The 25,096-nt window shown below is 65.5% G+C and carries 24 protein-coding genes, 1 pseudogene and 1 riboswitch; of the genes and pseudogenes, 13 read left to right on the top strand and 12 right to left on the bottom strand.

Annotation, left to right across the window (positions count from 1 at the left end; genetic code table 11):
* Positions 1-180 precede the first annotated feature (180 nt).
* From DVB37_RS00305 to DVB37_RS00290, 4 genes are read left to right on the top strand one after another with little or no spacing between them, the layout of a single operon-like run.
* Entirely contained in the window at positions 181-1,239 is a 1,059-nt protein-coding gene (locus DVB37_RS00305) for an ABC transporter substrate-binding protein (protein WP_046803990.1), read from the top strand.
* On the top strand, positions 1,239-2,009 hold the full coding sequence (locus tag DVB37_RS00300; RefSeq protein ID WP_162941136.1) for an ABC transporter ATP-binding protein: 771 nt from the start codon (positions 1,239-1,241) through the stop codon (positions 2,007-2,009). Before DVB37_RS00305 ends, DVB37_RS00300 begins: the two co-directional genes overlap by 1 nt.
* Positions 2,010-2,022: 13 nt before the next feature.
* Positions 2,023-2,877 (top strand): ABC transporter permease, encoded by an 855-nt coding sequence (locus tag DVB37_RS00295; protein ID WP_120153330.1) that lies wholly within the window; start codon positions 2,023-2,025, stop codon positions 2,875-2,877.
* A 25-nt stretch (positions 2,878-2,902) separates the two neighbouring features.
* Positions 2,903-3,682, top strand: a complete 780-nt coding sequence (locus tag DVB37_RS00290; protein WP_046803993.1) for an SDR family oxidoreductase — start codon at positions 2,903-2,905, stop codon at positions 3,680-3,682.
* A gap of 4 nt (positions 3,683-3,686) precedes the next feature.
* Here the strand turns inward: DVB37_RS00290 and ilvB are convergent, their stop codons facing one another.
* Entirely contained in the window at positions 3,687-5,513 is a 1,827-nt protein-coding gene (gene ilvB, locus DVB37_RS00285; RefSeq protein WP_120153328.1) for a biosynthetic-type acetolactate synthase large subunit, read from the bottom strand.
* A 93-nt stretch (positions 5,514-5,606) separates the two neighbouring features.
* Between ilvB and DVB37_RS00280 the strand changes: the two genes are divergently transcribed.
* Entirely contained in the window at positions 5,607-6,077 is a 471-nt protein-coding gene (locus DVB37_RS00280) for an Lrp/AsnC family transcriptional regulator (protein ID WP_046803995.1), read from the top strand.
* An 8-nt stretch (positions 6,078-6,085) separates the two neighbouring features.
* On the opposite strand, the gene DVB37_RS00275 is transcribed toward DVB37_RS00280, so the two are convergent.
* On the bottom strand, positions 6,086-7,006 hold the full coding sequence (locus DVB37_RS00275; RefSeq protein ID WP_104144636.1) for a bestrophin family protein: 921 nt from the start codon (positions 7,004-7,006) through the stop codon (positions 6,086-6,088).
* 116 nt (positions 7,007-7,122) lie between these two features.
* On the opposite strand from DVB37_RS00275, the pseudogene DVB37_RS28580 reads away from it, so the two are divergent.
* The 3 genes and pseudogenes from DVB37_RS28580 to DVB37_RS00260 all read left to right on the top strand — a co-directional run.
* Positions 7,123-7,629 (top strand): annotated as a pseudogene (locus DVB37_RS28580) (SET domain-containing protein); the annotation flags it as partial.
* Positions 7,630-7,985: 356 nt separating this feature from the next.
* A riboswitch (FMN riboswitch) is annotated at positions 7,986-8,140 on the top strand.
* Between the two features lie 112 nt (positions 8,141-8,252).
* Positions 8,253-8,966, top strand: a complete 714-nt coding sequence (ribB, locus tag DVB37_RS00265; RefSeq protein ID WP_120153324.1) for a 3,4-dihydroxy-2-butanone-4-phosphate synthase — start codon at positions 8,253-8,255, stop codon at positions 8,964-8,966.
* Positions 8,967-9,132: 166 nt separating this feature from the next.
* Positions 9,133-9,783: a TetR/AcrR family transcriptional regulator gene (locus DVB37_RS00260; protein ID WP_046803999.1), complete on the top strand. Its 651-nt coding sequence runs from the start codon at positions 9,133-9,135 to the stop codon at positions 9,781-9,783.
* Positions 9,784-9,862: 79 nt separating this feature from the next.
* Here the strand turns inward: DVB37_RS00260 and DVB37_RS00255 are convergent, their stop codons facing one another.
* The 8 genes from DVB37_RS00255 to DVB37_RS00220 all read right to left on the bottom strand — a co-directional run bounded on the left by DVB37_RS00255 (position 9,863) and on the right by DVB37_RS00220 (position 16,992).
* Positions 9,863-10,378: a nucleoside 2-deoxyribosyltransferase gene (locus DVB37_RS00255; protein WP_120153322.1), complete on the bottom strand. Its 516-nt coding sequence runs from the start codon at positions 10,376-10,378 to the stop codon at positions 9,863-9,865.
* Between the two features lie 5 nt (positions 10,379-10,383).
* A complete protein-coding gene (locus tag DVB37_RS00250; protein ID WP_046804053.1) occupies positions 10,384-10,953 on the bottom strand; it encodes a flavin reductase family protein in 570 nt (189 codons plus the stop codon).
* Positions 10,954-10,963: 10 nt separating this feature from the next.
* A complete protein-coding gene (locus tag DVB37_RS00245) occupies positions 10,964-11,422 on the bottom strand; it encodes a nuclear transport factor 2 family protein (RefSeq protein ID WP_052945974.1) in 459 nt (152 codons plus the stop codon).
* A gap of 138 nt (positions 11,423-11,560) precedes the next feature.
* Positions 11,561-12,172: an NAD(P)-dependent oxidoreductase gene (locus DVB37_RS00240; protein ID WP_046804001.1), complete on the bottom strand. Its 612-nt coding sequence runs from the start codon at positions 12,170-12,172 to the stop codon at positions 11,561-11,563.
* A gap of 193 nt (positions 12,173-12,365) precedes the next feature.
* Entirely contained in the window at positions 12,366-13,298 is a 933-nt protein-coding gene (gene panE, locus DVB37_RS00235) for a 2-dehydropantoate 2-reductase (RefSeq protein ID WP_120153320.1), read from the bottom strand.
* A 144-nt stretch (positions 13,299-13,442) separates the two neighbouring features.
* Positions 13,443-15,020 (bottom strand): type VI immunity family protein, encoded by a 1,578-nt coding sequence (locus DVB37_RS00230; protein ID WP_120153317.1) that lies wholly within the window; start codon positions 15,018-15,020, stop codon positions 13,443-13,445.
* Positions 15,017-15,844, bottom strand: coding sequence for a VRR-NUC domain-containing protein (locus tag DVB37_RS00225; protein ID WP_120153315.1), 828 nt, complete (start codon positions 15,842-15,844; stop codon positions 15,017-15,019). Before DVB37_RS00225 ends, DVB37_RS00230 begins: the two co-directional genes overlap by 4 nt.
* A gap of 233 nt (positions 15,845-16,077) precedes the next feature.
* On the bottom strand, positions 16,078-16,992 hold the full coding sequence (locus DVB37_RS00220; protein WP_046804004.1) for a DedA family protein/thiosulfate sulfurtransferase GlpE: 915 nt from the start codon (positions 16,990-16,992) through the stop codon (positions 16,078-16,080).
* A gap of 503 nt (positions 16,993-17,495) precedes the next feature.
* Between DVB37_RS00220 and DVB37_RS00215 the strand changes: the two genes are divergently transcribed.
* The 5 genes from DVB37_RS00215 to DVB37_RS00195 all read left to right on the top strand — a co-directional run bounded on the left by DVB37_RS00215 (position 17,496) and on the right by DVB37_RS00195 (position 23,571).
* Positions 17,496-18,530 carry a BMP family protein gene (locus DVB37_RS00215; RefSeq protein ID WP_120153313.1) on the top strand — a complete coding sequence of 345 codons (1,035 nt, stop codon included), beginning with the start codon at positions 17,496-17,498 and terminating at the stop codon, positions 18,528-18,530.
* Positions 18,527-20,056, top strand: coding sequence for an ABC transporter ATP-binding protein (locus DVB37_RS00210; RefSeq protein WP_120153310.1), 1,530 nt, complete (start codon positions 18,527-18,529; stop codon positions 20,054-20,056). Before DVB37_RS00215 ends, DVB37_RS00210 begins: the two co-directional genes overlap by 4 nt.
* A 58-nt stretch (positions 20,057-20,114) precedes the next feature.
* Positions 20,115-21,188: an ABC transporter permease gene (locus DVB37_RS00205; RefSeq protein WP_120153308.1), complete on the top strand. Its 1,074-nt coding sequence runs from the start codon at positions 20,115-20,117 to the stop codon at positions 21,186-21,188.
* A gap of 10 nt (positions 21,189-21,198) precedes the next feature.
* Positions 21,199-22,149 carry an ABC transporter permease gene (locus DVB37_RS00200; protein ID WP_046804007.1) on the top strand — a complete coding sequence of 317 codons (951 nt, stop codon included), beginning with the start codon at positions 21,199-21,201 and terminating at the stop codon, positions 22,147-22,149.
* 141 nt (positions 22,150-22,290) lie between these two features.
* Positions 22,291-23,571: an amidohydrolase family protein gene (locus tag DVB37_RS00195; protein ID WP_120153306.1), complete on the top strand. Its 1,281-nt coding sequence runs from the start codon at positions 22,291-22,293 to the stop codon at positions 23,569-23,571.
* On the opposite strand, the gene DVB37_RS00190 is transcribed toward DVB37_RS00195, so the two are convergent.
* Positions 23,546-23,935, bottom strand: a complete 390-nt coding sequence (locus DVB37_RS00190) for a RidA family protein (protein ID WP_046804009.1) — start codon at positions 23,933-23,935, stop codon at positions 23,546-23,548. The two genes, DVB37_RS00195 and DVB37_RS00190, sit on opposite strands and share 26 nt — an antisense overlap.
* Positions 23,932-25,095, bottom strand: coding sequence for an FAD-binding oxidoreductase (locus tag DVB37_RS00185; protein ID WP_120153304.1), 1,164 nt, complete (start codon positions 25,093-25,095; stop codon positions 23,932-23,934). The genes DVB37_RS00190 and DVB37_RS00185 overlap by 4 nt, the downstream gene beginning before the upstream one ends.
* Position 25,096: the final 1 nt, after the last annotated feature.

Below are 25,096 nucleotides of genomic sequence, written 5' to 3'. Positions count from 1 at the left end.
CGACGAAAAGGGCGGAGCCACTCGCCCCTGATCACGCCTGATCCCGTACCCGGCTGCCATTTGCCGACCCACGCCCGGACAACCCGGGCGTTTTCCATTGTTGGGCCGCACACGCTGGGGTATTGTTTACGCCAAACAGCGCCACCCAAAGCGCCAACCAAAAATCAATTCGAGGACGACATGACCCACAGCCCCCGCTTCACCACGCGCCGCCGCATCCTGACCGCCGCCGGCGCCCTGGCCGGTGTCGCCTTGCTTGACGGGCGCGTTGCCTTTGCCCAGCCCAAGCTGGGCCGCGTCGTCTACGGACAAGGCAGCATCGATCCCTTTTTCGCGGCCGGCTACGTGGCGCTCAAGAAGGGCTACTTCAACGAAGGCGGCCTGGACGTTGAATACCTGAATTCGCAAAGCGGCCCGCGCACCAACCAGCTGCTGGCGGCCGGCCAGATCGTGTTCGGCGCCACCGCCGCCACGGCCGCCCCCGCGCTGACCATTGCCGGCAAGGCCGCCACGCTGGTGTTCGGCTTTGACCGCAAGCTGACGTACGCCAACATCATCGTGCGCCGCGAAGACTTCGAAAGCGGCAAGATCAAGTCGTTGAAAGACCTGGCCGGCAAGCGCGTCGGCGCCACGCAACCGCAGTCCAGCACCTGGCTGATGGCGCTGTACCTGATGCAGAAAGCCGGCGTGGCCGACAAGGTCGACATCCGGCCCCTGGGCGATCTGGCCACGATGCTGGGCGCGCTCAAGACCGGCTCGGTATCCGCCAGCATGGCCACCATGTCGATGATGGAACAGGCTCGCCAGGAAGGCTGGGGCGTGCCAATTTTCGACGCCACCACCGAAGCCTCGTGGAACGAATTCATGGGCGGCGACGTGCCCGGCATTGCCGCGTTGACGCTGCAAGACACCATCCAGAAGCGCCCGGAAGTGGTGCAGGCCTTCGTCAGCGCAATGGTCAAGGCGCAGGACTTCATCACCGCCACCCCGGCCTCGGGCATCGCCGACGTCATCTACGACGACTACCTCAGCGCGTTCCCGCGCGCCGCCATCGAGAAAACGCTGGGCGTCTACAAAGACACGGTGTTCTTGAAAGACAACATCATCACCGAAGACGCATACAACCGCATGACGGCCATCATGGGCGACGGCCGCCAGTTTTCCAATGACGAAATCAAGACCGTCCCCTATGCCAAATGCGTGAACATGAGCTTCGTGCGCAAAGCGCGGGGCCTTTGATGATTACGCTGGACAAGGTCGGCAAGGCGTACCAGTCACGCCAGGGCACGACGCATGCGGTGGGCGACGTCAGCCTGACCATCGAAGCGGGTGAATTCGTCTCCATCGTCGGCCCCTCGGGCTGCGGCAAGAGCACGCTGCTGAACATGATCGCCGGCTTTTTGCGGCCCACCACCGGCAGCATCCACGTGGACGGCCGGCAAGTGGACGGGCAGGTGCCTCCTGCGCTGGGCTACATCTTTCAGAAAGACACCTTGCTGCCGTGGTTCAGCGTCAAGAAGAACGTGGCGCTGGGGCTGAAGTTTCACGGCGTGGCCGCCGACAAGATCGCGCAGCGCGTGGCCGAACTGCTTGAGCTTGGCCACCTGACCGACTTCGCCGACGCCTATCCGCACCAGCTGTCGGGCGGCATGCGGCGGCGCGTGGCGCTGTTGATGAGCCTGGCAGTCGAGCCGCGCATCCTGCTGTTGGACGAGCCCTTCGGCGCGCTGGACACGCACACCAAGACGCACCTGCATCGCGAGCTGATGGAGATCTGGCGCAAGCTGGGCCAGACCATCGTGATGGTCACGCACGACCTGGACGAAGCCATCCTGCTGTCGGACCGCGTGGTGGTGCTGTCCGGCCCGCCCAGCCGCGTGCTGCTCGATGAACGCATCCGCATCCCGCATCCGCGCGACGTGTTCACGCTGCGCGAAACGCCGCAGTTCGTCGCCCATGTGCAAAGCCTCTGGAGTGTGCTGGGCCAGCAGTTCCGCGCCGCCGCCTGATTCTTCCTGCCCCATGATTCCGACTGAAACCTCAAATTCCTTGCAAGACCAGCTACGGCTGGACCGCCGCGCCGGCATCAAGCGCCGAGTCCGCATCACGTTGTGGCAGGTGCTGATTCTTGCCGTCATTCTTGGGTCATGGGAAACGCTGACGCGCATTCCGTGGTTCACGCAGAACACGTTGTTCGACCCGTTCTTCATCAGCCAGCCGTCCCGCGTGGCGGTGCGTTTGTGGGAATGGCTGCAACCCGGCCCGCGCTCGGTGTGGCCGCATCTTTGGCTGACCTTGCAAGCCACGATGGTGGGGCTGGTGGTGGGGGTGGGCAGCGGCTTTATCGTCGGCATGACGCTTAGCCGCAGCCGCTTCCTGGCCGACGTCTTCAACCCGTTCATCGTGGCGTTCAACTCGATGCCGCGCATCGCCTTCGTGCCGCTCATCACCATGTTCTTCGGCCTGGGGCTGGCTTCCAAGGTGGTGACATCGTGGTTCGTGGTGTTCTTCCTGGTGTTCTTCAACACCTACAAGGGCGGGCGCAGCGTCGAGCGTGAACTGGTGGACTTCTGCCGCACGCTGGGCGGCTCGCCGCGCCAGATCCTGTGGCGGGTGCGCATACCTACCGCCGCGGCCTGGACGTTCGCCGCCTTGCCCAACGCCATCAGCTTCGCGTTGATTGGCGTGGTGCTGGCCGAATTCGTCGGGTCGACCACGGGCATGGGCTACCTGATGATCACCGCGCTGGCCACCTTGAACGCCACCGACATGTTCGCGGCCGTAACGCTGCTGTCCATCGTCGGTATCGCGCTGGTTTATTGTGTGACCTGGCTGGAACGGCGGCTGCTGCATTGGGCGCCGGAATTCAGGGAATGACCATGGAACATTCGGGACAGCATTGATGAGCACTCTTCCCTATTTGCGTAACTTCGACCTGACGGGCCAGGTGGCGCTGATAACCGGGTCCGCGCGCGGGCTGGGCTTTTGCATTGCGCGCGCGTTGGCCGGCTGCGGCGCGCGCGTGTTGATCAACGGCCGCAACAGCGCGTCGGTGGACGCCGCCGTGGCCGAGCTGGCCGATGCGGGCCTGGACGCGCATGCCTTGCCGTTCGACGTCAGCAACGACGCCGACATGGCGCGCGCCTTTCAACGCATCGACGACGAGCATGGCCGGCTGGACGTGCTGGTCAACAACGTGGGCGCACGCAACCGCAAGACGCTGCGCGACACGACGCCGGCCGAAATCCGCGAGTTGATCGATACCGATCTGGTGGCCGGCATGCTGCTGGCCAAGTTCGCGGCCGAACGCATGGTGCGCCAGGGCGGCGGGCGCCTGATCGCGATCACGTCGGTGGTGGGGGAATTGGCGAGGGCGGGCGACGCGGTCTATCCCGCCGCCAAGCAGGGTTTGACGGGCATGGTGCGCGCGCTGGCGGCAGAATTTGGCGGCCAGCACATCACCAGCAACGCCATCGCGCCGGGCACGTTCGCCACGGAAACCAATGCGGCCATGGTGGCGGACCCGAACTTCGGCCCGCGCATCGCCGCGCGCAATCCAACGGGCCGGTGGGGCGAGCCGGAGGAAATCGCCGGCGCGGCGGTGTTCCTGGCGTCACCGGCCGCGTCCTACGTGAACGGGCACGTGCTGGTGGTGGACGGCGGCCTGTCGATCCAGTTCTAGGCGATCAGGTCGTCTCGTCCTGGTACCAGACGCCTTCGGCCAGCATCATCTTCTGGTGGCCATGGCCCGCCGGCATCATCGGAAAGCAGTTCTCTTGCGCGGTCACCGCCACGTCAAGAAAGTACGGCCCGTCATGCGCCAGGCATTCGGCCAGCGCGGCGTCCAGCGTGGCCGGATCATCCACGCGCGCCGCGCCCCAGCCGAACGCGCGCGCCAGCGCCACGAAGTCAGGCAGCGACGCGTTATAGCTGTGGCTGTAGCGGCCGCCGTGGATCAGTTCCTGCCATTGGCGCACCATGCCCATGTAGCCGTTGTTGCACAGCACGACCTTCACGGGCGTCTGGTGTTGCATGGCGGTGGACAGTTCCTGGATGTTCATCAGCACCGATGCATCGCCGCTGACGCACACCACGGTCTTGTCGGGATGCGCCACCTGCGCGCCGATGGCGGCGGGCACGCCATAGCCCATCGTGCCGGCGCCGCCCGACGTCAACCAGTGGTTCGGCTTGTCGAAACGCAGGTATTGCGCGGCCCACATCTGGTGCTGGCCCACGTCGGTGGACACGATGGCGTCGCGATCGGCCAGCGCGGCGTTCAGGCTGGACATCAGGTGCTGCGGCAAGATGGCGTCGGCGGCAGGCGTGAAGCCCAAGCAGTCCTGCGCGCGCCAGGCCTCGATGCGCTTGAACCACGGCGCCAGGCGCGCGGGCTCCAGCGGTGCGTCGCCCAGTTCGGCGCGCAGCGCGCGCACCAGCGGCAGGCAGTCGCCCACCAACGCCACGTCCACGCGCACCACCTTGTTGATGGAGGCGGGGTCGATGTCGATATGGATCTTGCGGGCGTGCGGGCAAAACTCGGACAGCTTGCCGGTGATGCGGTCGTCGAACCGGGCGCCGATGCACACGACCAGATCGGCGTTGTGCATGGCCAGGTTGGCTTCAACGGTGCCGTGCATGCCCAGCATGCCGACAAACCGCGGGTCGGATGCGGGGAAAGCGCCCAGGCCCATCAGCGTCAACGTGCACGGCGCGCCGGTGTGGCGCACCAGATCCGTAAAGGCCTGGCAGGCCTCGGGGCCGGCATTCACCAGGCCGCCACCGCCGTAGAAGATGGGGCGCTTGGCCTGTGCGATCAACGCGGCAGCACGGCGCACGGCTGATTGCGGCAACTTGGCCGCCAGCTTGCCCGACTGCCGGCGCGCTCGCAGCGCGGCCAGCTTTTGCTGCGACGGCAGGCCCGGCACATCGTCATCCGCGTCGCGCGGGACGGCCAGCTGGACGTCTTTCGGAAAGTCCACCAGCACCGGGCCGGGCCGGCCCTGGCGGGTCAGTTCAAATGCGCGCCCCACCACGTTGGCCACGTCGTCCACGGCGCGGATCTGGGTATTCCACTTGGTGACGGAACGCGAGATGCCAATGGCATCGCATTCCTGAAAGGCGTCGGTGCCGATCGCGGCGGTAGCGACCTGGCCGCTGATGCACAGCACCGGAATCGAATCGCACATCGCGTCCAGCAGGCCGGAGGTGGTGTTGGCCATGCCGGGGCCGGAGGTCACGAACACCACGCCCGTGCGGCCGGTGCTGCGGGCATAGCCCTCGGCGGCGTGCACGGCGGCCTGCTCGTGGCGCACCAGCACGTGGCGCAGGCGCGGCTCGGCGTACAAGGCGTCGTACAGCGGCAGGACCGCGCCCCCCGGGTAGCCGAACACGGTATCGACCCCGTTCGCAATCAGCGTATCGAGCAGAATCTTGGCCCCGTTGGCAGGAGGGGCTTCGGTGGCGGCTAGCGCGGCGGCGGCGGTGGGGTGCAGGCGATCGTTCATGCTATCTATCTTATTCGTAGGCGCGCAGAATTTTTATCTTCTTTTCCACGAATACGGGTGAGCCGGAGTAAATTCATCTTTGATTTGGAGGAATCAAAGAAAATGAACCTGGACAAGTTTGACCTCGCCATTTTGAAGGTGCTGCAAGAGAACGCGCGCGCCAGCTTGAATGAGATCGGCGCGGCGGTGGGGCTGTCGTCTACCCCGTGCTGGAATCGCATCAAGCGGATGGAGGGCGCCGGCGTCATCCGGGGCTACACCGTGGACATCGACCCGGCCAGCCTGGGCTTCATGGACACGGTCATCGTGCACGTGACACTGGAAAGCCACAGCGAAGAAACCTTGTACGAGTTCGGCCGCGCGCTGGCGGCCATCCCCGAAGTGCTGGAAGCGTTTCTGGTGTCGGGCGATTACGACTACTACATCCGCATCGCCGTGCGCGACACGCGCGACTACGAACGGCTGCTGCGCGAGCAGCTGTACCGCATCCCCGGCATCCGCCACAGCAAGTCCTGCTTTGTGCTGCGTCGGCTGAAGGAGACCATGCTGCCGCTGACCGGCCCGGTGGCCTGAAGCGGCGCTCAGCGCAGGATGTAGTCCTGCGGCACGGCCGGTTCCGGTAGCGGGCGCACGCCCAGGCCTTCCAGCAAATCGATCTCGATGACGCGGGCCAGCGCCGACAGGGGCAGGTCGTTTTCTTCCAGGCCGAAGGGGTCCTCAAGCTCGTCACCCAACGCGTCCAGCCCAAAGAAGGTGTAGGCAATGATGATGACCGCCACGGGCGTCAGATATTCCAGCGTGCCCACCAGGCCAAACGGCAGCAGCAGGCAGAACAGCCATGCCGTGCGATGCAGCAGCAAGGAATACGCGAACGGACAGGGCGTGAACTTGATGCGTTCGCAGGCGGCCTGGATGGCGGCGCACTGGGCCACGCGTTGGGTCAGGCCCTGGTAAAGAATGTCGCTGAGTTCGCCGCGCCGCAGGCAGCCGGCCAGATCGCGGTTGATGGCCATGAGCAGGGCGTCGGGCACGTTGCGGCAACCGGCCAGCGTGTCCAGTTCGTCTTGCTGCACCCAGGGGCGCACCGCATCGACCATGTCCTGCCCGCGCAGCCGCGCCGCCAGGCCATAACCGAAACCGATGCAGCGCCGCACCAGCCGTTCCTGGATCGGGTTGGCGGTGCTGGCGGCCAGCAGCACAGCGCTTTCGCGCGCCAGGCTGCGCGCCTGCACGATCAGGTCGCCCCATTGCTTGCGGGCTTCCCACCAACGGTCATAGCAGACGTTGTTGCGAAACCCCATGAACACCGACAGCGCCAGCCCGAACAGCGAAAACGGCACCGCCGTCAGGTGCGCGGGCGAGAACCACTGGCGGTGGTACATCCACACCACCACGCAGGACAACAGCGTGATGACGAGGATCCTGCTGAGAATGCGCGGGATGATGGAACCGCGCAACACAAAGAACAAACCCAACGCGGAAGGCCGCGGACGGACGATCATGATGAATATCAAGTAAAGACAAGGCGGCGCTCACTATACGCCTGTCATCCGTGTCACAAGCGCGTCGATATAATTCTGTTTCGTCTCATTCCCCCACCGTCTCGCCCCACGCCTCCATGACCACCGAAGCCACCCCGATCAAGCCCTGGCACGTCGTTCGCCGCTCGAAGTTGCATGGCAATGGCGTCTTCGCCGCCCGCAAGATCCCCGCGGGCACACGCATCATCGAGTACGGCGGCGCGCGCATCAGCGCCAAGGAAGCCGACCGGCGCCATCCGACCAACCCGGACGATCCGTTCCACACGTTCTTCTTCGCGCTCAGTTCCGGCCGCGTGATCGACGGTGGCGACCAAGGCAATGACGCGCGCTGGATCAACCATTCCTGTCAGCCCAATTGCGAAGCGCAGGAAGGCAAGCACGGCAAGCGCGTCTACATCGTGGCCTTGCAGGACATCCCGCGCGGCACCGAGCTGTCGTACGACTACGGGCTGGTGCTGGACGGCCGCATCACCAAGGCGCTGAAAGAAGGCTACCGCTGCCTGTGCGGCACCCCGCCGTGCCGAGGCACGATGCTGGCGCTGCCGAAGAAGAAGACGGATAAGAAGGCATCGAAGGAAGCGGCGGAAGCGGTGACGGAGAAGGCGGAGAAGGTGGCGGAGCCGCGGACGAAGGCCGCAGCGAAGAAGGCAGCACCGAAGGAGGCTGCACCGAAGGAGGCTGCACCGAAGGAGGCTGCAACGAAGAACGCAGCGACGAAGAAGGCTGCACCGAGTAAGGCAGCACCGAAGAATGCAGCAACGAAGCGGGCAGCAACGAAGCGGGCAGCAACGAAGCGGGCAGCAACGAAAAAGGCCCCGACCCAGGCGGCCCCGGCCGACAAATCCGTCCCCTGAAACTCGGCGTACGCACCCCCGCCCCGCCTGTCCCACCATCCGCGCGGACAGGCGTACAATCGCCGATGTCGTTAACACGACATGCAGTACGTCTTCAGGGCGGGGTGCAATTCCCCACCGGCGGTATGCCATGCAATGTGGCGAGCCCGCGAGCGCCCGGCGTCCTTCACGGACATCGGGGTCAGCAGATCTGGTGAGATGCCAGAGCCGACGGTCATAGTCCGGATGAGAGAAGATGTGCCGGCACAACACCCGTCACCCAGGCGCACTTGCGCCTGGAACGTCGTATTGCGCTTGGCTGTCGATTAGCCCTGAAACGTTTTTCGCCCCCTTCATTTTGCGAGAGCGTTTCAATGTCCAACCTCAATACCCCGCAGTCCCTCCCCAGCCTGGCTTCGCAACCGTTCGCCGCCCGTTTGCAGCGCGCGCTGCATCATCTGCGCCTGGGCCGTCCCGTCATCCTCATGGACGACTTCGATCGCGAGAACGAAGCTGACCTTATCGTCGCCGCCGACAAGCTGACCGTGCCCGTCATGGCGCAACTGATCCGCGACGGCAGCGGCATCGTCTGCCTGTGCCTGCCCGGCGAAACGCTGGACCGCCTGGAACTTCCGCCCATGGTCACGCGCAACCAAAGCCGCTTCGCCACCGCATTCACCGTGTCGATCGAGGCGCGCGACGGCGTCAGCACCGGCGTGTCCGCCGTGGACCGCGTCACCACCATCCGCGCGGCGATTTCGCCGACCGCGCAAAGCGAAGACATCGTGAGCCCCGGCCACGTCTTCCCGCTGCGCGCGCAGCCCGGTGGCGTGCTGACGCGACGCGGTCACACCGAAGGCTCGGTCGACCTGGCCGTGCTGGCCGGCCTGCGCCCGGCCGGCGTGCTGTGCGAACTGATGAACCCCGACGGCACCATGATGCGCGGCGCCTCGCTTGAACGCTACGCCGCCCAGCACGGCCTGGTCGCCCTGACCATCGCCGAACTGGCCGACCACCTGCAACAGCTGAAAGACGGCCAGACGCAGCCCGTGGACGACGAAGTGCTGGAAATGGCCGCCACGGTCTGACGTCGGGCATTGAGAAATGCGTGCGTGAAAAGGGCGTGGCGATCTGACACCATCGCGACAGAATTCGTCGATGGCATAATCCGCGCTTGCGGGTAAAAAATCAGATTGCCTGCCGTAAATTCCATGAGCCATTGCTCAGGTTTGATACTCGCCTTTCAACGCATCCATGACCGCCATTCCCCAGCCCCGAAAATCGCCGCGCCAGCTCCGTTCCCAGCACACCGTCGATACGATCTTGCAAGCGACGGCTCACGTTCTGGCCTCGCACGGCTACGCGGGCACCAACACCAATCTGATCGCTGAAACGGCGGGGGTCAGCGTCGGGTCGCTGTACCAGTACTTTCCGAACAAGAACGCGCTGATCGCGGCGCTGCACCAGCGCCATGACAACCAGATGCTGGATGTCATCGACGATGTGCTGAACAGCAATCCCGCCGCGACGCTGCAAGAGCGCGTGGCCGCCATCGTGCAGGCCATGTTGCACGCACACCTGCTGGAACCCGCGCTGCACCGCGTGCTGGAACGGGAATTCCCCTTGTTCGACACGCCGCGCGAACACAGCATGGCTGACCAGGACATCCACCGCCGCATGCGGCATCTGCTGGAACTGCACCGGGCCGAGATCGCGCAGCAGGATCGCGATCTGGCGACCTATGTGGTGCTGCGCATCATGGAATCGCTGGTGCACGCGGCGGCGTTGGAGCCGCCCGCGGGCTTTTCCACCGAGCAGCTGGAAGAGGCCGTGGTGGATGCGGTGATGGGGTATCTGGGTACGCCGGTGGCGAAGAAGGCCACGCGCAAGAAGGCGGCGAAGTAAGTGGTGGCGAAGTAAGTGGTGGCGAAGTGAGCGGCGGCAACGTAAGCGGCGACGAAGTCAGCGGCGGCGACTGGCGCTATTACCGGCTCCCGCCGGCGTCCTGCGCCATGCGGGCCAGGCAATCGGAAGCCTTGCCCACCACAACGCGCGCACTGCACGCCAGCATCAGGTTCAGATTCAAGCCGAAGTCTTCCACCGTGTAGCCATCGGCGTCGACCATGCGCGCGGCGCCGTCGTCGGCCGCCGCCCCCACCGCCACCTGATCGATCAGCGATCCCGCCTGGCTGGTATAGCCCCATACCGGTTTGCCGCAGGCGATGGCGTAGCCCACCTCGAAGGCCGTGCCCGAATCCGGCTCGGTACCCCGGAACGCATTCAAGTTGGCCATCACCATGTCGGCACGCCGGATCAGCGCGACGTTCTCGCGATAGATCCACTGCGCCAGTGCCGCGCCCGACAGGTCTTGCGGCGCCGTATTGTCCAAGGGAAAAAGCCCCTCGAATCCGTACGTCGCGCACAAGGCCTTGAGCCGCTGGCCATGCGCCACGGCATCGGGCAGGAAGACGTCGAACCCCGCAAGATACACGCTGCGCATAGGGGCTACTCCGGTTCTGAAACGTTGAAGGGCTGGCCGGTGGTAAAGAACGAACCGCCCGCCACATAGTGAATCGAACGGCGCTCGTCTTGGGGGAAGTGCCAGCGGTTTTGCGAGAACACATCGGGCGCGGCCCACGCGGCCACGACTTCGCCGATGAACAGATCATAAGCCTGCTGGTTGTGCGGTTCGGGCACGACCTTGCATTCCAGCCAGCCCAGGCAGTCGCTGACCAGCGGCGCGCCGATCTTGCTGGCGGCAAACGTGGTCAGCCCGCAGTGTTCGAACTTGTCCACGCCCCGGCCCGTTTCCGAGCCCACCTTCAAGGTGGCGGCAGCCTGCGCGCGCGACGGTATGCACAGCGCGAATTCGCCCGATGCTTCGATGAGTTCGCGCGTGTAGGTGTTCTTGTCCACCACCACCAGCATCTTGGCCGGATTGAAATCCAGCGGCATCGCCCACGCGGCCGCCATCACGTTGCGCGATGCGCCATGGGCGCTGGTGACCAGCACGGTGGGGCCGTGGTTCAACAGCAGGTAGGACCGGGGCAACTCTACGGCTTCGATGCGTGACATGGCGGCCTTGTTAGAACATGCCATTCTGATTGGCGGGGTTCTCGGGAATTTCCTGGCTGACGTCCCAGTGTTCGACGATCTTTCCTTTGTCGACCCGAAAGATGTCGACGATGGCCTGACCCCGATCTTCAGGCGAATCACGCCATTGATTGTGGATCACCACCAGATCGCCCTCGGCGATCACACGCTTGATGTCGACGATGGCTTGCGGATGCTGGCCGAAATAAGGCGGGAAGAAATCAACCATGGGGCTGACGCCATCACGCATGTAAGGGTTGTGCTGCACATAGTTGGGGCTGACGTACAGGCGCACGGCCTCATCGACGTCGCGGTCCTGGAACATCATGCGAAAAAACGCAACGACGATCTCCTTGTTCGACTGCGGCGCGGCCGCCAGCGCGGGCGCGCAGGCCAGGCTTTGGGACGCAAGCAGCACACAGGCGGCCAAGGATTTGCACTTCATACGCATACGGACAACTTCTGGATACGCCGGCTGGCGGCCTGCCAGTTTACAAACAAAAAGGCGGGTTCCGGCAGGCTTGCACAATAGAAAAAGGAGCCCTTGACGGGCTCCCAGGGACCTTGGCGGCAGGGGCCGGCGGCGGCTTCAGTAGCCCACCGTGTAGCGGCGGCGCGCATGCTGCGGGGTTTCGATTTCGTCGGCCAGCGCAATCGCGTAGTCCTCCATCGAAATCCAGCTCTTGCCTTCGTCATCGGCCAGCAGGTGGTCTTCGCCCAGGCGGAACTGGCCGGTGCGCTCGCCCGGCTCAAACATTGCCGAGGGCGACAGGAACGTCCAGTTCAGCACTTTTTCCTGGCGCAGCGTGTCCAGGAACACGACGCCGGCGCGCGCCTCGGGTTTGTAGGCATCCGGAAATTCGGGGGTGTCGATCAGCAGCGTGCCGGGCGCCACCAGCAGGCTGCCCGCGCCGCCGACCACCAGCAGGCGCGGCACGCCCGCGTTCTTCACGGCGGCGATCAGGGGCTTGGCGTCGGTCGACACGAAGCGTGTGGCGCTGACCACGGCGTCGTGGCCGGCCAGCAGGGGGGTCAAGGTGGCGGGGTCGGTGGCGTCGCCCTGCTGGATGGTCAGGCCGGGCTGGGCGTTGACGTCGGCTGGGTTGCGGGCGATGCCCGTTACCTGGTGGCCGCGCTTGAGCAGTTCGTCCGCCACGCGCGAGCCCACACGGCCCGTGATTCCGATCAATGCGATTTTCATGGTCTTGCTCCTGGGAAAGGGGCGGGGCGGCAGGCGGTGCACGATGCGCCGCCTGTCGCCCCGAATCTGGCAATCCATACTATTCGGTCAATTCCGAACAACAAACCCATCAAAAGGGACGAGTTTTTTGCAATCCATGCATCAATGGATCATGAATCAATGGATCATGAACCCATAGACCCACCCGGACCAATCAACCGGCAGCGGCCGCGCGCTGCGCCTGATACACCTGCAAATGCGAATAGGCCACGCGCAGATAGGTCGCGTCCACGCCCAGCGTATGGGCGCGATGCACCATGTCGCCCACAATGTGGTCCGCTTCCACCGGCAGGCCCTGGCGCAGGTCGCGGAACATGGACGCCGTCATGGGTTGCGTGCGGTCGCTGATCAAGTTCTGCACAAACGCATCGGCCTCCGGACGCACCGCATGGCCGGAAGCGGCGGCCACGGCCTGCGATTCTTGCAGCAGGCTTTTCAGGATATCGATGCCGTCGTCGGTGGACGCAATCTGGCCGATCGAGCCGCGCATCAGGCACGTGGCGGCGGCCAGCGTGGTCAGCATCACGTACTTTTCCCACATGTCCTGGTGGATGTCTTCGCTAAGGCGGCTGACATACTCACCGCCGGCCAGAGCCTGTTCCAGCGCCACGCAACGCTCGCTGCGCGCCGGGCCCGCGCGTTCGCCGAAGACGATATTCGCGTGCTTGCCCAGGTGCACCACTTCGCCGTCCGGGCCCAGCGTGGCGTTGATCTGGCACAGCCCGCCCAACACGCGATGCGGTTCAAATTCGCGGTCCAGCACGTCGTATTGCAGCACGCCGTTCATGATGGGCAGCACGGCGGTGTCCGGACCGACAGCGGGGCGGATGGCGTCGATGGCGCTGGCCAGGTCGTACGCCTTGCAGCTGAGCACAACCACGTCATAGGTGCCTTGCAGCGTCTGCTGCGTGGCCAGCTTCGGATGCAAGGTGGCATCACCGAGCGGGCTCTTGATGCGCAAGCCTTGTTCGCGCAAGCGCGCGGCGCGCGGTTCGCGCACCAGAAAGGTCACATCCGCGCCCGCCTGCGCGGCGCGCCCGCCGAAATATCCGCCCGTGCCGCCGGCACCCAAAAACAACAACCGCATTCGTCTCTCCTGTAGCCGCCCACCTGTATTGCGGGCTGAACTGGAATTATGCGCTTGGCAACAAGCCTCGCCCACCCCGGCGTGCATCCAAACGAGCCCGCGCGGCCACAACGCGTCGCAGGGCCGATCACCAGCCTGGGCCGGTTATTTCATGAATGTCACCAGTACCCAGGTGACGTCCTGCCCATTGATCTTCGGGAAGATCGTCTGATGCATGAAGGTCTGGGGGCCCGTGGCAAATTCCTGGCACGTCCATGTGCCGGGGTAGGGGCAGGCCTGGCCTGACCGACCGTGCGCGGCGCCCGCGGGCGCGGCCACGGCTTCGTGCATCCACCGCCACGTTATTGGCCGCCCTTGGTACGCCGGCAAGGGCTCATGTTTGGCCACGACGCACCAGACGTCGGCCACTTCGTGCGCGCGCCACTGACCGGCGCGAGGGGCAAGCTGGCCCGTTTCGGCGCCGCGCGCCGGTTCAGGTTCAGGCACTCCCTGGTCGATATCGCGTTGCCAGATGACGCGCCCGCGCGAGGTGTCCTGGGAGATGGGTGGCGCGACGTCGTCGGCCTTGAAGTAGCGGCGTGACTGGTCTTGCGCCAGCGTGTACCACCAGCCCTCAGACGGAATCGTGCTGCCCGCGACGACGTGGGTGGGTACGGGATCGACCGCCGGCGCCCCTGGTTCATGACCACGAATGTCCGGCGTGGGCCAATCGCTGTCATCGTCGAACCGCGCCAGCCAACGCTGAGTGTCGCGACGGTTGAAGCGTTCGTTCGGGTCGCCGTCCCATTCGCCAAAGCCGACCAGATCCAGCTGCGGGTGGCGAATTCTGCGCAGCAGCCGGTTGAGCAAAACGGGAAGCGCGGGCACGCCGTCTTCCACCGGATAGAGCTCGGGTTGCGGCCCCAGCTCGATCCAATGACCGCCACTCAGGGCGTCGATACGGATACGCGGATCGGCAAGTTGCGCGATCACGTCTTCGCTGGAAAGAGACGCCTTATTGCGCCAGATGTCGGACAGGAAGAAACCCCAGGTGGGTGGACGGATGCCGGAAGGCAGCTGCGGCGTGAGCGACATGCCGAATGGGTAATCGGTATCCAGCCCATAAAAATGTGGCGCCAACGCGCGATCCCATACCGCTGTTTCGGCACGCATGCCGAATTCCAGCGGGTTTCCCATTGAAAAGCCGCTGTAGACCTGGGCCGGCTTCAGGCGGCCGATCGCATCCAGCACGAACCGCCGCCACGCGTCCTTGTTCTCCAGCCACCATTGCCAGCGGTAATAAAACTGGATTGATGAATAGTTTTGTTCACGATCGCCCCGCAGATTGTGCCGCCACAGATACGCGGAATGGGTTGGCGAACTTTGGTAGTTCTTTTCGTCTGAGAACTTTACGACGAAAACATTTTCCAGAGGCTTTCGCCTCGCCCACTCGCGTATATCGCCAAGCCGCTTCGAGCCGTAGGGATGCGGGCGTTCGGAGTCGGGATGCGTCGCGACCGTGAACGGATGACCAACCAGATTCTCGAATGCCTCCTTCACATCGATCATCGCGAGCGTTGTCTGAAGGTAATGCGTGGGCTCGTAGGTGAAGTAGAACGTCGAAAACAGGGTTGTCGATAATTCGAACGCGCCGTGGTCGACGGCGGTGTGAGGCCATTTTTTCAGGTCGGTGACCATGCCGAACAGATCGTCGTCGTCGATCAAAGGGTGACTGCTGCTCATCGTCCTCTCCTTGGCTTTCGATCGCTATCGCCAGCCTTCTCTGGCCGATAGCCGGTGCAATCCTCCGGCACCCGCAAGAGTGCAACTTTTTGGGGATCCCGGCCCATCAGTTCAAGGTAGTCGCTTATCTGCACATCCCTGACCCAGTCGTTCGGAAACTTGATCTCCACCGCCGCGAACACGTTGTCGACCTCAAACGGCTGCTGGCGGTATTCCACGATGACCAAATCCGGCGCCAGGCTGCCTTTCGGCCTTGGCCAGAAGGGGAAATATTCACTGATGCGCAGGGGTCGCGTCGCCGGGTCGCCCAGCATCGCCGCGCGCGACGCGGCGTTGTAGTTAGGTTCCGCTTTCAAAGGGCTTTGCCACGCCAGCAGGTCATCCACCGCTTCAAACACCAGCGACGCCGTGGTCTGCTTGAGCGCGATATCGATCGTGGTTTCGATGACCTCGCCCGGGATCTTCTTGCGTATCCGTCTGGGCACGACCAGCGGTGACTTCAGCGCCCACTGGCACACCATGCTGATTACCGGCCGGAATGGGATCTTGCGTTCGATGTACTGCCGGTACGTCACGTTTTCACGGCGGCCGCGCGACACCGTGACGTTGCCGCCAGTGCGCACGAACGTCGAGCTCTTGATGTCGATCTCTTTCTTCATGCCGCTGATGGCATCTTTCAGGATGGTCTGGACCTCTTTCTTGCGCTGGCCGATCTGCGCCAGCGTCTCGGCCGTTTCGATGGCGGTTTGCGCCGTTTCGTAGGCGGCGTAAGCACGGTAGGCGCGATATCCCCAGATAAGCGCACCGACAACAGGGGCTGCCATGCAAGACCTCCTTGTCGACGGGAACCAGGCCGGCATGCAAGAGGCACGGCGCCCTGGACCTCAACCCGAAGCCAAGATCTTGCGCAATAGACGCGGGGCAGGTCTATAGGAGGAGTCTGATAGCGCGTATCAGGGGGAGCCGAATTCCGACATCGCGCAAGACGGTTGGCCAGGGACCAGACCGGGCAACCGGGTGCCACGGGTCACCGGTCTCACGTGTCGCCCGCTTTCGATCAAGCCTCTTGATTGCGCTCCATCCACGCTTCGTAGCCGCCGCGCAGCGCCCACGTCTTGGGGTATCCCGCAGCGCGCAGGCGCGAGGCGAGCAGTGCGGCCGAGACCTCGTTCGGGCAGGCGCAATAGACCACGATGTCGGAATCCAGCGCCTGCGCGTCCAGCTTGGGCAGGGGCGCCTTCAGGTCCACGGCGATGGCGCCGGGAATGCGCGCGCCGTCGCCTTGCGCGTCGGGCCGCACGTCAAAGACCAGCGTGTTGCGGCCGTCCTGACGCCATTGCATCAGCTCGTCGACCGACACGCGCGGGATGACGCGCAGGCTGCGCAGCAGGATCTTGCGGCGCAAAAAGCGCGCCAGTATGTACAGCGCCAGCACCGCCGCCAGCACACCCAAACCCATCGGGCCGTAGGTGCCCAGCACATCCAGCACGTCGTTGATGACGCTGTGGAACAGCCCGCCCAGCAGCAGCGCGGAACCCGCCCAGATCATCGCGCCGACCAGGTCGTAGACCAGGAAGCGCCGATACGCCGTGCCGGTCAGCCCGGCCATGACGGTGGACAGCGCGCCCGCGCCGGGCAGGAACTTGCACACCAGCAAGGCGCGCACGCCAATGCGCAGGTACAGGCGCTGCGTCTGGCGTATGCAGGAATCCTGCGACAAGGACATCTTGCAAACCACGCCCAACAGCCGCGCGCCATATCGGCGGCCGGCCACATACCAAAGCGTGTCGGCCAACAGGCAGGCAACGGTCGCGGCCAGCCACGGCGCGAGCCAACCCGCCGCGCCGCCCAACGCACCGGCAGCGATCAACATGGGGTAGGCGGGCACGGGCAGGCCCGCCTGTTCGACCAGGACGTTGGCGAACACCAGCCACCCGCCGTATTGCTCGAGCAGCAATTGAATGTCTTGCATGGATCTTCCAGCTTGCCGCGCCACGCACGGCCGAAGCGGCGATTTTAATGGGCCTGCCGCCCGCGCGGCGCTTGGCGAACGCGCCCGCGCACCAAAACGCGGTTTTCCACGCGCCGTGTCCATCCCTTGGGACGGCAGGCACCAAATTGGTGCCACGTTTCCCTGCCAGGGTGCCTATAATTCCGCCCGGCCATCAGGTTTCCCCGACTAGTGCAGGGCAAGCGCATGGCATACAACTTGCTTCGCCAGGACTGGCAGCGAACCCGACCATGTGGATGGGACGCGCCTTCCGGCGTCCCCATCCGATGACCGATCCCACGCCCACGTTTTCGTCCGATTGCCCCGGCTTGTCCGCCGGTGGCCGGGACCGTGGCACGTTGGACCGCGATTCCGCGCGACACCCGCATTGCCGGCCGTGCCCGGCGCTGTCCGGCACACACCGTGCCGCCGCCGCATCGCTGCCATCCCATCACGTTTCCATCCCCCGCGAAGGAGTCACCCGCATGAAATCCCTGTCCCCCTCGTCCGCAGGCGGCATTGCCCGCCGTGGCCTGCTCAAGCTGGCCGCGGCCGCCGCCACCGGCGTGCTGCTGTTCTCGGGCGCGGCGCAAGCCCAAGCCCCCGCCAAGACCAAGGTTGCCGCCATCTACACGGTGCCGGTCGAGCAGCAATGGGTGTCGCGCATCCACAAGGCGCTGACCGCCGCGCGCGACCGTGGCGAGATCGACTACACCTTCTCGGAAAACGTCACCAACGCCGACTACGAGCGCGTGATGCGCCAGTACGCCGAGCAGGGCAACAAGCTGGTCGTGGGTGAAGCCTTTGCCGTGGAAGCCGCCGCGCGCAAGGTGGCCAAGGACTATCCGCAGACCGCCTTCCTGATGGGCTCGTCGGGCAAGCCGCAGCAGCCCAACTTCTCGGTGTTCGACAACTACATCCAGGAACCCGCGTACCTGACCGGCATGATCGCCGGCGGCATGAGCCAGACGGGCAAGATCGGCCTGGTGGGCGGCTACCCCATCCCCGAAGTGAACCGCCTGATGCAAGCCTTCATTGAAGGCGCCAAGGAAGTGAACCCGAAGGCCGAATTCACCGTGACCTTCATCGGTTCGTGGTTCGATCCCCCGAAGGCCAAGGAAGCCGCCTTCGCCATGATCGACAAGGGCGCGGACGTGCTGTACGCCGAGCGTTTCGGCGTGTCGGACGCCGCCAAGGAACGCGGCAAGCTGGCTATCGGCAACGTGATCGACACGCAGCCGCAGTACCCCGAAACCGTCGTGGCATCCGCGTTGTGGAGCATGGAACCGACCATCGACGAAGCCCTCAAGCAGGTCAAGGCCGGCACGTTCAAGGCTGAAGACTACGGCCAGTATTCGCTGATGAAGCACAAGGGCTCGTCTCTCGCGCCGCTGGGCACCTTCGAAAAGAAGATCCCGGCCGATCTCATCGCCAAGGTCGACGCCAAGCAGAAGGCCATCCTGGATGGCAGCTTCGCCGTCAAGGTCAACGACAAAGAACCCAAGTCCTCGGCACGATGAACCAAGCGCCTCTCGCCCTGCAACTGACAGGGATCACCAAACGGTTCGGCAGCCTGACGGCCAACGACGATATCTCGCTGACGCTACGGCAGGGCGAGGTCTTGGCCTTGCTGGGCGAGAACGGCGCCGGCAAATCGACGCTGGTGTCGATTCTGTTCGGCCACTATGTGGCCGATGCCGGCAGCATTGAGGTGTTCGGCAAGCCCCTGCCGCCCGGCCGGCCCGACGCCGCGCTGGCGGCGGGCGTGGGCATGGTGCATCAGCACTTCACCCTGGCCGACAACCTGAGCGTGCTGGACAACATCATGGTCGGCACGGAATCGCTGTGGAAGCTGGCCTCGGGCCGCGCCAAGGCACGCCGCCGCCTGGTTGAACTGGGCCAGCGCTTCGGCCTGGGCGTGGACCCGGACGCGCGCGTGGGCGGCTTGTCCGTCGGCGAAAAACAGCGCGTTGAAATCCTGAAGGCGCTGTATCGCGGCGCGCGCGTGCTGATCCTGGATGAGCCCACCGCGGTGCTCACGCCGCAAGAAGTACAGGATCTGTTCGCCACCTTGCGCGGCTTTGTCGACGACGGCCTGGCCGTCATCTTCATTTCGCACAAGCTGGACGAAGTGATGGCCGTATCGCGCCGCGTGGCCGTGCTGCGCCAGGGCAAACTGGTGGCCGAACGCGACACCGCCGGCACCAGCCCCGCCGAGCTTGCGGAACTGATGGTGGGCCGCAAGGTCGTCATGCCGCGCGCCGAGGCGGTGGCCGCCGCCGAACAGGCCGCGCCGGTCGTGACCTTGTCGCAAGTGACCGTGCGCGACGGCCGCGATGGCGCGCTGCGCCTGGACAGCCTGGACCTGACCGTCCACAAACATGAAATCGTGGCGATCGCGGGCGTGGCCGGCAACGGCCAGCAGGCGTTGGTATCGGTGCTGACCGGCCTGCGCCACCCCAGCGACGGCACCATCCGGCTGGGCGCGGAACACGCGCCCGCGCCCACCACGCCCGCCGGCTGGACCGCTGCCCGCGTCGGCCGCATCCCCGAAGACCGCCACGGCGAAGGCATGATCGGCGACAGCCCGCTTTGGGAAAACGCCATCGTTGAAGACCTCAAAGACAAGCGCTTCGCGCGCTACGGTTTGATCCGCGCACGCGCCGGCCGCGCCTACGCCGCGTCACTGGCCAAGCAGTTCGATGTGCGCGCGGCCTCGCTGGATGTGCGCACGCGCAGCCTGTCGGGCGGCAATATGCAAAAGCTGATCCTGGGCCGCACGCTGGCGCGCGAACCGCGCTTCATCGTGGCCGACCAGCCCACCTGGGGCCTGGACATCGGCGCCGTGGCCTATGTGCGCGAGCAGCTGCTGGCCGCCCGCGCGCGCGGCGCCGGCGTGCTGCTGGTGTCCGAAGACCTGGAAGAAATCTTTGCGCTGGCCGACCGCATCGCCGTGCTGTGCGGCGGCAAGCTGGTGGCCGTCAAACCGGTGGCCGAATGGACGCCCGCCACCGTCGGCCTGGCCATGACGGGAACGCGCGCGTGACGACTCGTACCGTCGCGCGCCGCGCCTGCCGCGCCCCCCTTTACCGAGCCTTACTCGCATGAAACTGATCCTGGAACGCCGCCCCGAGCCCAGCCGCCTGGCGCTGGCCTTGGCCCCCATCGCGGCCATCCTCTTTACCCTGGCGGTCTGCACTTTGCTGGTCGCCTGGGCCGGCGCGCCCGTGGGCCGCACCTACGCGCTGCTGTTCGAAGGCGCGTTCGGCTCGCGCTTCGCGCTGTCCGAAACGCTGACCCGCGCCACGCCCTTGATGCTGACGGGCCTGGCCTGTGCCGTGGCGTTTCGCGCGCGCTTCTACAACATCGGCGCCGAAGGCCAGCTGTATCTGGGCGCGCTGGCGGCAGTCGCCATCGGCGGGCTGCACGACGGCACGGGGTTCGACCTGCCCGTGCCCGTGCTGTTCGGCGGCATGATGCTGGCGGCCGCGCTGGCCGGCGCCTTGCTGCTGCTGATTCCCGCGCTGCTCAAGACCCGCCTGGGCGTGGACGAAGTGGTAACCACCTTGCTGGGCAACTTCATCGTGCTGCTGTTCGCGTCCATGATGCTGGACGGCCCCATGAAGGACCCGATGGCGATGGGCTGGCCGCAGTCCGTGGCGCTTAACGGCGACCTGGAGTTGGGCAAGCTGATCGAGCGCACGCGCGCCCACACCGGGCTGCTGTGGGCCGCGGGCCTGGCGCTGGGCTTGTGGCTGTTGAATCGCTACACGGTCTTCGGCTTCCAGATGCGCGCCGTGGGCGCCAACGCGCACGCCTCGCGTTTCCTGGGCCTGCCGGTCAACCGCGTGATGCTCGGCACCGCGATGTTGTCCGGCGCGCTGGCCGGTCTGGCGGGCGCCATCGAAGTGGCGGGCCGCACCGGCTACGTCACGCTGGATATGTCGCCGGGCTATGGCTACACCGGCGTGGTCGTCGCCATGCTGGCCGGGCTGCATCCGCTGGGCGTGATCCTGGCCAGCATCTTTGTCGCCGGCATGCTGGTCGGCGCGGACAGCATGAGCCGCGCCATCGCGGTGCCGAACTACATCGCCGACGTCATCGTCGCCACCTCGTTGCTTGCCATGCTGGTCGCGACGCTATTTGCGCAGTACCGCCTGCGCCGCAACCGGGCTTGAGGAGCACGCCATGGAATGGATGGATCTGTTGAGTTCCTCGGCCTTCTGGGTCGCCGTGCTGCGTCTGGCGACGCCGTTGATTCTGGGCACCTTGGGCGTACTGCTGTGCGAGCGCGCGGGGGTGTTGAATCTGGGCATCGAAGGCATCATGGCCGCCGGGGCATTTACCGGCTGGCTGGTCGTGTACCTGGGCGCGCCGCTGTATGTAGGCGTGTTGGCGGCGGCCTTTGCCGGTGCCGTGTTCGGTTTGCTGCATGCCGTGCTGACGGTGCCGCTGGGCCTGTCGCAACACGTGTCGGGATTGGGCGTGACGCTGCTTGCCACCAGCCTGTCGTACTTTGCTTACCGGGTGACGTTTCCCAGCGTGAACACGCCGCCCACGATCACGCCGTTTGCCGAGATGAAATTCCTGGACGGCATTCCGCTGATCGGCCCGGTGCTGGCGGGGCAGACGCCCATGACACTGATCGCGCTGGCCGCCGTGCCCATTCTTGCCTGGGTGCTGAACCGCACCCCGGTCGGGTTGGCGATCCGCATGGTGGGCGAAAACCCCGCGGCCGCCGAAGGGCAGGGCCTGTCCGTCACGCGACTGCGCATCGGCGCGATTGTGGCCGGGTCGGCACTGATGGGCGTGGCCGGCAGCTTCCTGACGCTGGCGGCGTTCAACGCGTTCTTTTTCAACATGGTCAACGGCCGCGGCTGGGTATGCGTGGCGCTGGTGGTGTTTGCATCGTGGCGGCCCGGCAAGGCGCTGCTGGGCGCGCTGATCTTCGCCTTCTTCGACGCGCTGCAACTGCGCCTGCAACAAGGCGGCGCGGCCTTGCCCGGCCTGCCCGAGCTACCGTATCAGGTGTACCTGATGCTGCCCTACATCCTGTCCATCCTCGCCCTGGTAGTCATGGCGCGCCGCGCCGCCTACCCCCAAGCGCTGATGAAGCCGTACCGCAAAGGCGAACGCTAGCGGGGATCCAGCCCCGAAGCGCTGCGCGCTTCCCCCTCAAGGGAGCATCGCGACGGACCGGCGGAGCCGGCTCCGCGCGACCCCCAGGTTGGGGTACTTTCGCGGCATTGTGAAATACTGAACTTCCATTAGGATCACCCCATGCTCGATCTGATTATCAAGAATTGCACGCTGCCCGATGGGCGCACGAACGTCGACATCGGCGTGGCGCAGGGTCGCATCACGGCGGTGGAGCCCGCGCTGAAAGCCGAGGCCGGGCAGGTGATCGATGCCGCCGGCCAGCTCGTGTCGTCGCCCTTTGTGGACGCGCACTTTCACATGGATTCCACGCTGTCCTTCGGGCTGCCGCGCGTGAACCAGTCCGGCACCTTGCTGGAAGGCATCGCGCTGTGGGGGGAACTCAAGCCGCTGTTGACGCAGGAAGCGCTGGTGGAACGCGCGTTGGCGTATTGCGACTGGGCCGTTGCCCGCGGCCTGCTGGCCATCCGCTCGCACGTAGACGTCTGTGACCCGCGCCTGCTCGCCACCGAAGCGCTGCTGCACGTGCGCGAAAAGGTCAAACCCTATCTGGACCTGCAACTGGTCGCCTTCCCGCAAGACGGCGTGCTGCGCGCGCCCGGTGCGCTGGACAACCTGAAGCGCGCGCTCGATATGGGCGTGGACGTGGTCGGCGGCATTCCGCACTTTGAACGCACCATGCAGGACGGCGCCGAATCCGTGCGCATCCTGTGCGAACTGGCCGCCGAACGCGGCCTGCGCGTGGACATGCATTGCGACGAAAGCGACGACCCCTTGTCGCGCCACATCGAAACGCTGGCGTACCACACCCAACGCCTGGGTCTGCATGGCCGCGTCACCGGTTCGCACCTGACGTCCATGCATTCCATGGACAACTACTACGTGTCCAAGCTGATCCCGCTGATGCGCGAAGCCGGTGTCGCGGCAATTGCCAACCCGCTGATCAACATCACGCTGCAAGGCCGCCACGACACCTATCCCAAGCGCCGTGGCATGACCCGGGTGCCCGAACTGCTGGCGGCCGGCGTGCCGGTGGCCTTCGGCCATGACTGCGTGATGGACCCCTGGTACAGCCTGGGCTCGGGCGACATGCTGGAAGTGGCGCACATGGGTCTGCACGTGGCCCAGATGACGGGCCAGGACGCCATGCGCGCCTGTTTCGAGGCCGTGACGGCCACGCCCGCCAAGATCCTGGGGCTGGACGACACGGGCATCGCGGTCGGCAAGCGTGCCGACCTGGTGTTGTTGCAAGCGCGCGATCCCGTCGAAGCGCTACGCCTGCGCGCGACCCGCCTGATGGTGCTGCGCGCGGGGCAGGTGATTGCCACCACGCCGCCCGCTACCGCCACCTTGAATCTGCCGGGCCGCCCGGGTCAGGTCAGCTTTCAGACACCGGCCCGCTGACATACGGCGGCCGCTTGGCGGCCGTCACGATAATCTCCACCAGCAGCTCCGGCGCGGCCAGCTTGGCCTCGCAGGTGGCGCGGGTGGGCATCGCGTCGGGCAGCGCCCACTCGGCCCACACGCTGTTCATGCCCGCGAAATCGCGGTCGATATCCTTCAGCCAGATCTGCACCGACAGCAGTCGCGACTTGTCGGTGCCGGCCTCGGCCAGATAGCCGTCGATCTTGGCCAGCGCGTCGCGCGTCTGCGCCACGATGCCGCCTTCGGCCGCTGACGTCACGCCCGCCACATAGACCGTATCGCCATGGATCACGATGCGGCTCAGGCGCTGGTTGGTTTGCTTGCGCACGATGTCGTCGTTCATTCGTCTTGCTCCTTTTCTGATGGGGTGGACGCCTTCGCCGCGTCCGAAAAACGGTCAATCCGGAAGGGCGCAATCGGCATGTCCGTCGCGCCGGTGGTAATCAAATCGGCCATGATGCGGCCCACGATGGGGCCCAGTTCAAAGCCATGCGCCGAAAAGCCGAACGCATGGAACGCGGTCTCGTGGCGGCTGCTGCGACCGATCACGGGGATCTCGTCCGGCATGGCCGCTTCGATGCCCGCCCAACCCCGGTTCACGATGGCGTGGCGCATGTGGGGGAATAAGTCGCAGACCGTACGCGCGCCTTCCGCCAACGAGCGGAAATCCAGCTCGGTCCATTCGGCGTCGCGATCCACCCAGGCCCGCCGCCCGCCGCCGATCAGCACCGTGCCGTTGCCGCGCTGCTTGAACGATAGCGCGCGCCCGGTGCCCAGCACGACGGGGTCCAGAAAGTGATCCATGCGCAACGTCACCAACATCATCGGGCTGATGGCCAGGAGCGGCACCGGCTCACCCCACTGCGCCGCGATACGGTCGGCCCAGGCGCCCGCGCAGTTCAACACTTGCGGCGCGGTGTAGGCGCCGGCATCAGTGTCCACGCGCCACTGCGTGCCGTCGTGCGTCACGCCATGCACGCGCACGCCTTCCAGAAAACGCGCACCCAGGCTCGCGGCCTTGGTACGAAACGCCAGCGTTGTGCGATACGGGTCGGCCGCGCCGTCCTCGCGCGCCATCAGCCCGCCCTGGATGGTTGGCGCGATGGCGGGGATCATGTCGCGCAGGTCCTCGGCGCTGATCCATGCTTCGTGCGTGTAGCCGTGGTCCGTCATCGTGCGCAGGCGCTGCCGCAACGTGTCGGCGTCGGCGGCGTTCTCGGCCACGCGCACCTGCCCGTGCTGCTCGAAACCACAATCGTCGTCCACCAGGTCGCCGATGCGAACCCAAAGTTCGCGCGAGGCCAGCGCCAGCGGCACTTCGGCCAGATGCCGCGACAAGGTCCGCACGCCGCCCGCGTTCACGCCCGACGCGTGCCGACCCACGTAATTCTTTTCGATCACCAGGGCGGGCACGCCCGCACGCGCCAGATGCAGCGCGGCCGAGCTGCCGTGCAGGCCCCCGCCAATGATGATGACCGCCGCCGACCGCGTTGAACCGGTCATG

Source organism: Achromobacter sp. B7, from assembly GCF_003600685.1.
Lineage (GTDB): Bacteria > Pseudomonadota > Gammaproteobacteria > Burkholderiales > Burkholderiaceae_B > Achromobacter > Achromobacter spanius_B.
Note: the sequence above shows the minus strand (reverse complement) of the source record. Positions and strands in the feature narration are given on the sequence as shown.

Bases quoted from the DNA above. Each gene is read 5' to 3' on its own strand.
- DVB37_RS00305 (WP_046803990.1), top strand. From the start codon at position 181: ATGACCCACAGCCCCCGCTTCACCACGCGCCGCCGCATCCTGACCGCC.
- DVB37_RS00190 (WP_046804009.1), bottom strand. From the start codon at position 23,935: ATGAACGACGACATCGTGCGCAAGCAAACCAACCAGCGCCTGAGCCGC.
- DVB37_RS00260 (WP_046803999.1), top strand. From the start codon at position 9,133: ATGACCGCCATTCCCCAGCCCCGAAAATCGCCGCGCCAGCTCCGTTCC.
- DVB37_RS00240 (WP_046804001.1), bottom strand. From the start codon at position 12,172: ATGAAAATCGCATTGATCGGAATCACGGGCCGTGTGGGCTCGCGCGTG.
- DVB37_RS00230 (WP_120153317.1), bottom strand. From the start codon at position 15,020: ATGAGCAGCAGTCACCCTTTGATCGACGACGACGATCTGTTCGGCATG.
- ribB (WP_120153324.1), top strand. From the start codon at position 8,253: ATGTCCAACCTCAATACCCCGCAGTCCCTCCCCAGCCTGGCTTCGCAA.
- DVB37_RS00205 (WP_120153308.1), top strand. From the start codon at position 20,115: ATGAAACTGATCCTGGAACGCCGCCCCGAGCCCAGCCGCCTGGCGCTG.
- DVB37_RS00210 (WP_120153310.1), top strand. From the start codon at position 18,527: ATGAACCAAGCGCCTCTCGCCCTGCAACTGACAGGGATCACCAAACGG.
- DVB37_RS00220 (WP_046804004.1), bottom strand. From the start codon at position 16,992: ATGCAAGACATTCAATTGCTGCTCGAGCAATACGGCGGGTGGCTGGTG.
- DVB37_RS00300 (WP_162941136.1), top strand. From the start codon at position 1,239: ATGATTACGCTGGACAAGGTCGGCAAGGCGTACCAGTCACGCCAGGGC.
- DVB37_RS00280 (WP_046803995.1), top strand. From the start codon at position 5,607: ATGAACCTGGACAAGTTTGACCTCGCCATTTTGAAGGTGCTGCAAGAG.
- DVB37_RS00250 (WP_046804053.1), bottom strand. From the start codon at position 10,953: ATGTCACGCATCGAAGCCGTAGAGTTGCCCCGGTCCTACCTGCTGTTG.
- DVB37_RS00185 (WP_120153304.1), bottom strand. From the start codon at position 25,095: ATGACCGGTTCAACGCGGTCGGCGGCGGTCATCATCATTGGCGGGGGC.
- DVB37_RS00200 (WP_046804007.1), top strand. From the start codon at position 21,199: ATGGAATGGATGGATCTGTTGAGTTCCTCGGCCTTCTGGGTCGCCGTG.
- DVB37_RS00215 (WP_120153313.1), top strand. From the start codon at position 17,496: ATGAAATCCCTGTCCCCCTCGTCCGCAGGCGGCATTGCCCGCCGTGGC.
- DVB37_RS00290 (WP_046803993.1), top strand. From the start codon at position 2,903: ATGAGCACTCTTCCCTATTTGCGTAACTTCGACCTGACGGGCCAGGTG.
- DVB37_RS00255 (WP_120153322.1), bottom strand. From the start codon at position 10,378: ATGCGCAGCGTGTATCTTGCGGGGTTCGACGTCTTCCTGCCCGATGCC.
- DVB37_RS00295 (WP_120153330.1), top strand. From the start codon at position 2,023: ATGATTCCGACTGAAACCTCAAATTCCTTGCAAGACCAGCTACGGCTG.
- DVB37_RS00275 (WP_104144636.1), bottom strand. From the start codon at position 7,006: ATGATCGTCCGTCCGCGGCCTTCCGCGTTGGGTTTGTTCTTTGTGTTG.
- panE (WP_120153320.1), bottom strand. From the start codon at position 13,298: ATGCGGTTGTTGTTTTTGGGTGCCGGCGGCACGGGCGGATATTTCGGC.
- DVB37_RS00225 (WP_120153315.1), bottom strand. From the start codon at position 15,844: ATGGCAGCCCCTGTTGTCGGTGCGCTTATCTGGGGATATCGCGCCTAC.
- DVB37_RS00195 (WP_120153306.1), top strand. From the start codon at position 22,291: ATGCTCGATCTGATTATCAAGAATTGCACGCTGCCCGATGGGCGCACG.
- DVB37_RS00245 (WP_052945974.1), bottom strand. From the start codon at position 11,422: ATGCGTATGAAGTGCAAATCCTTGGCCGCCTGTGTGCTGCTTGCGTCC.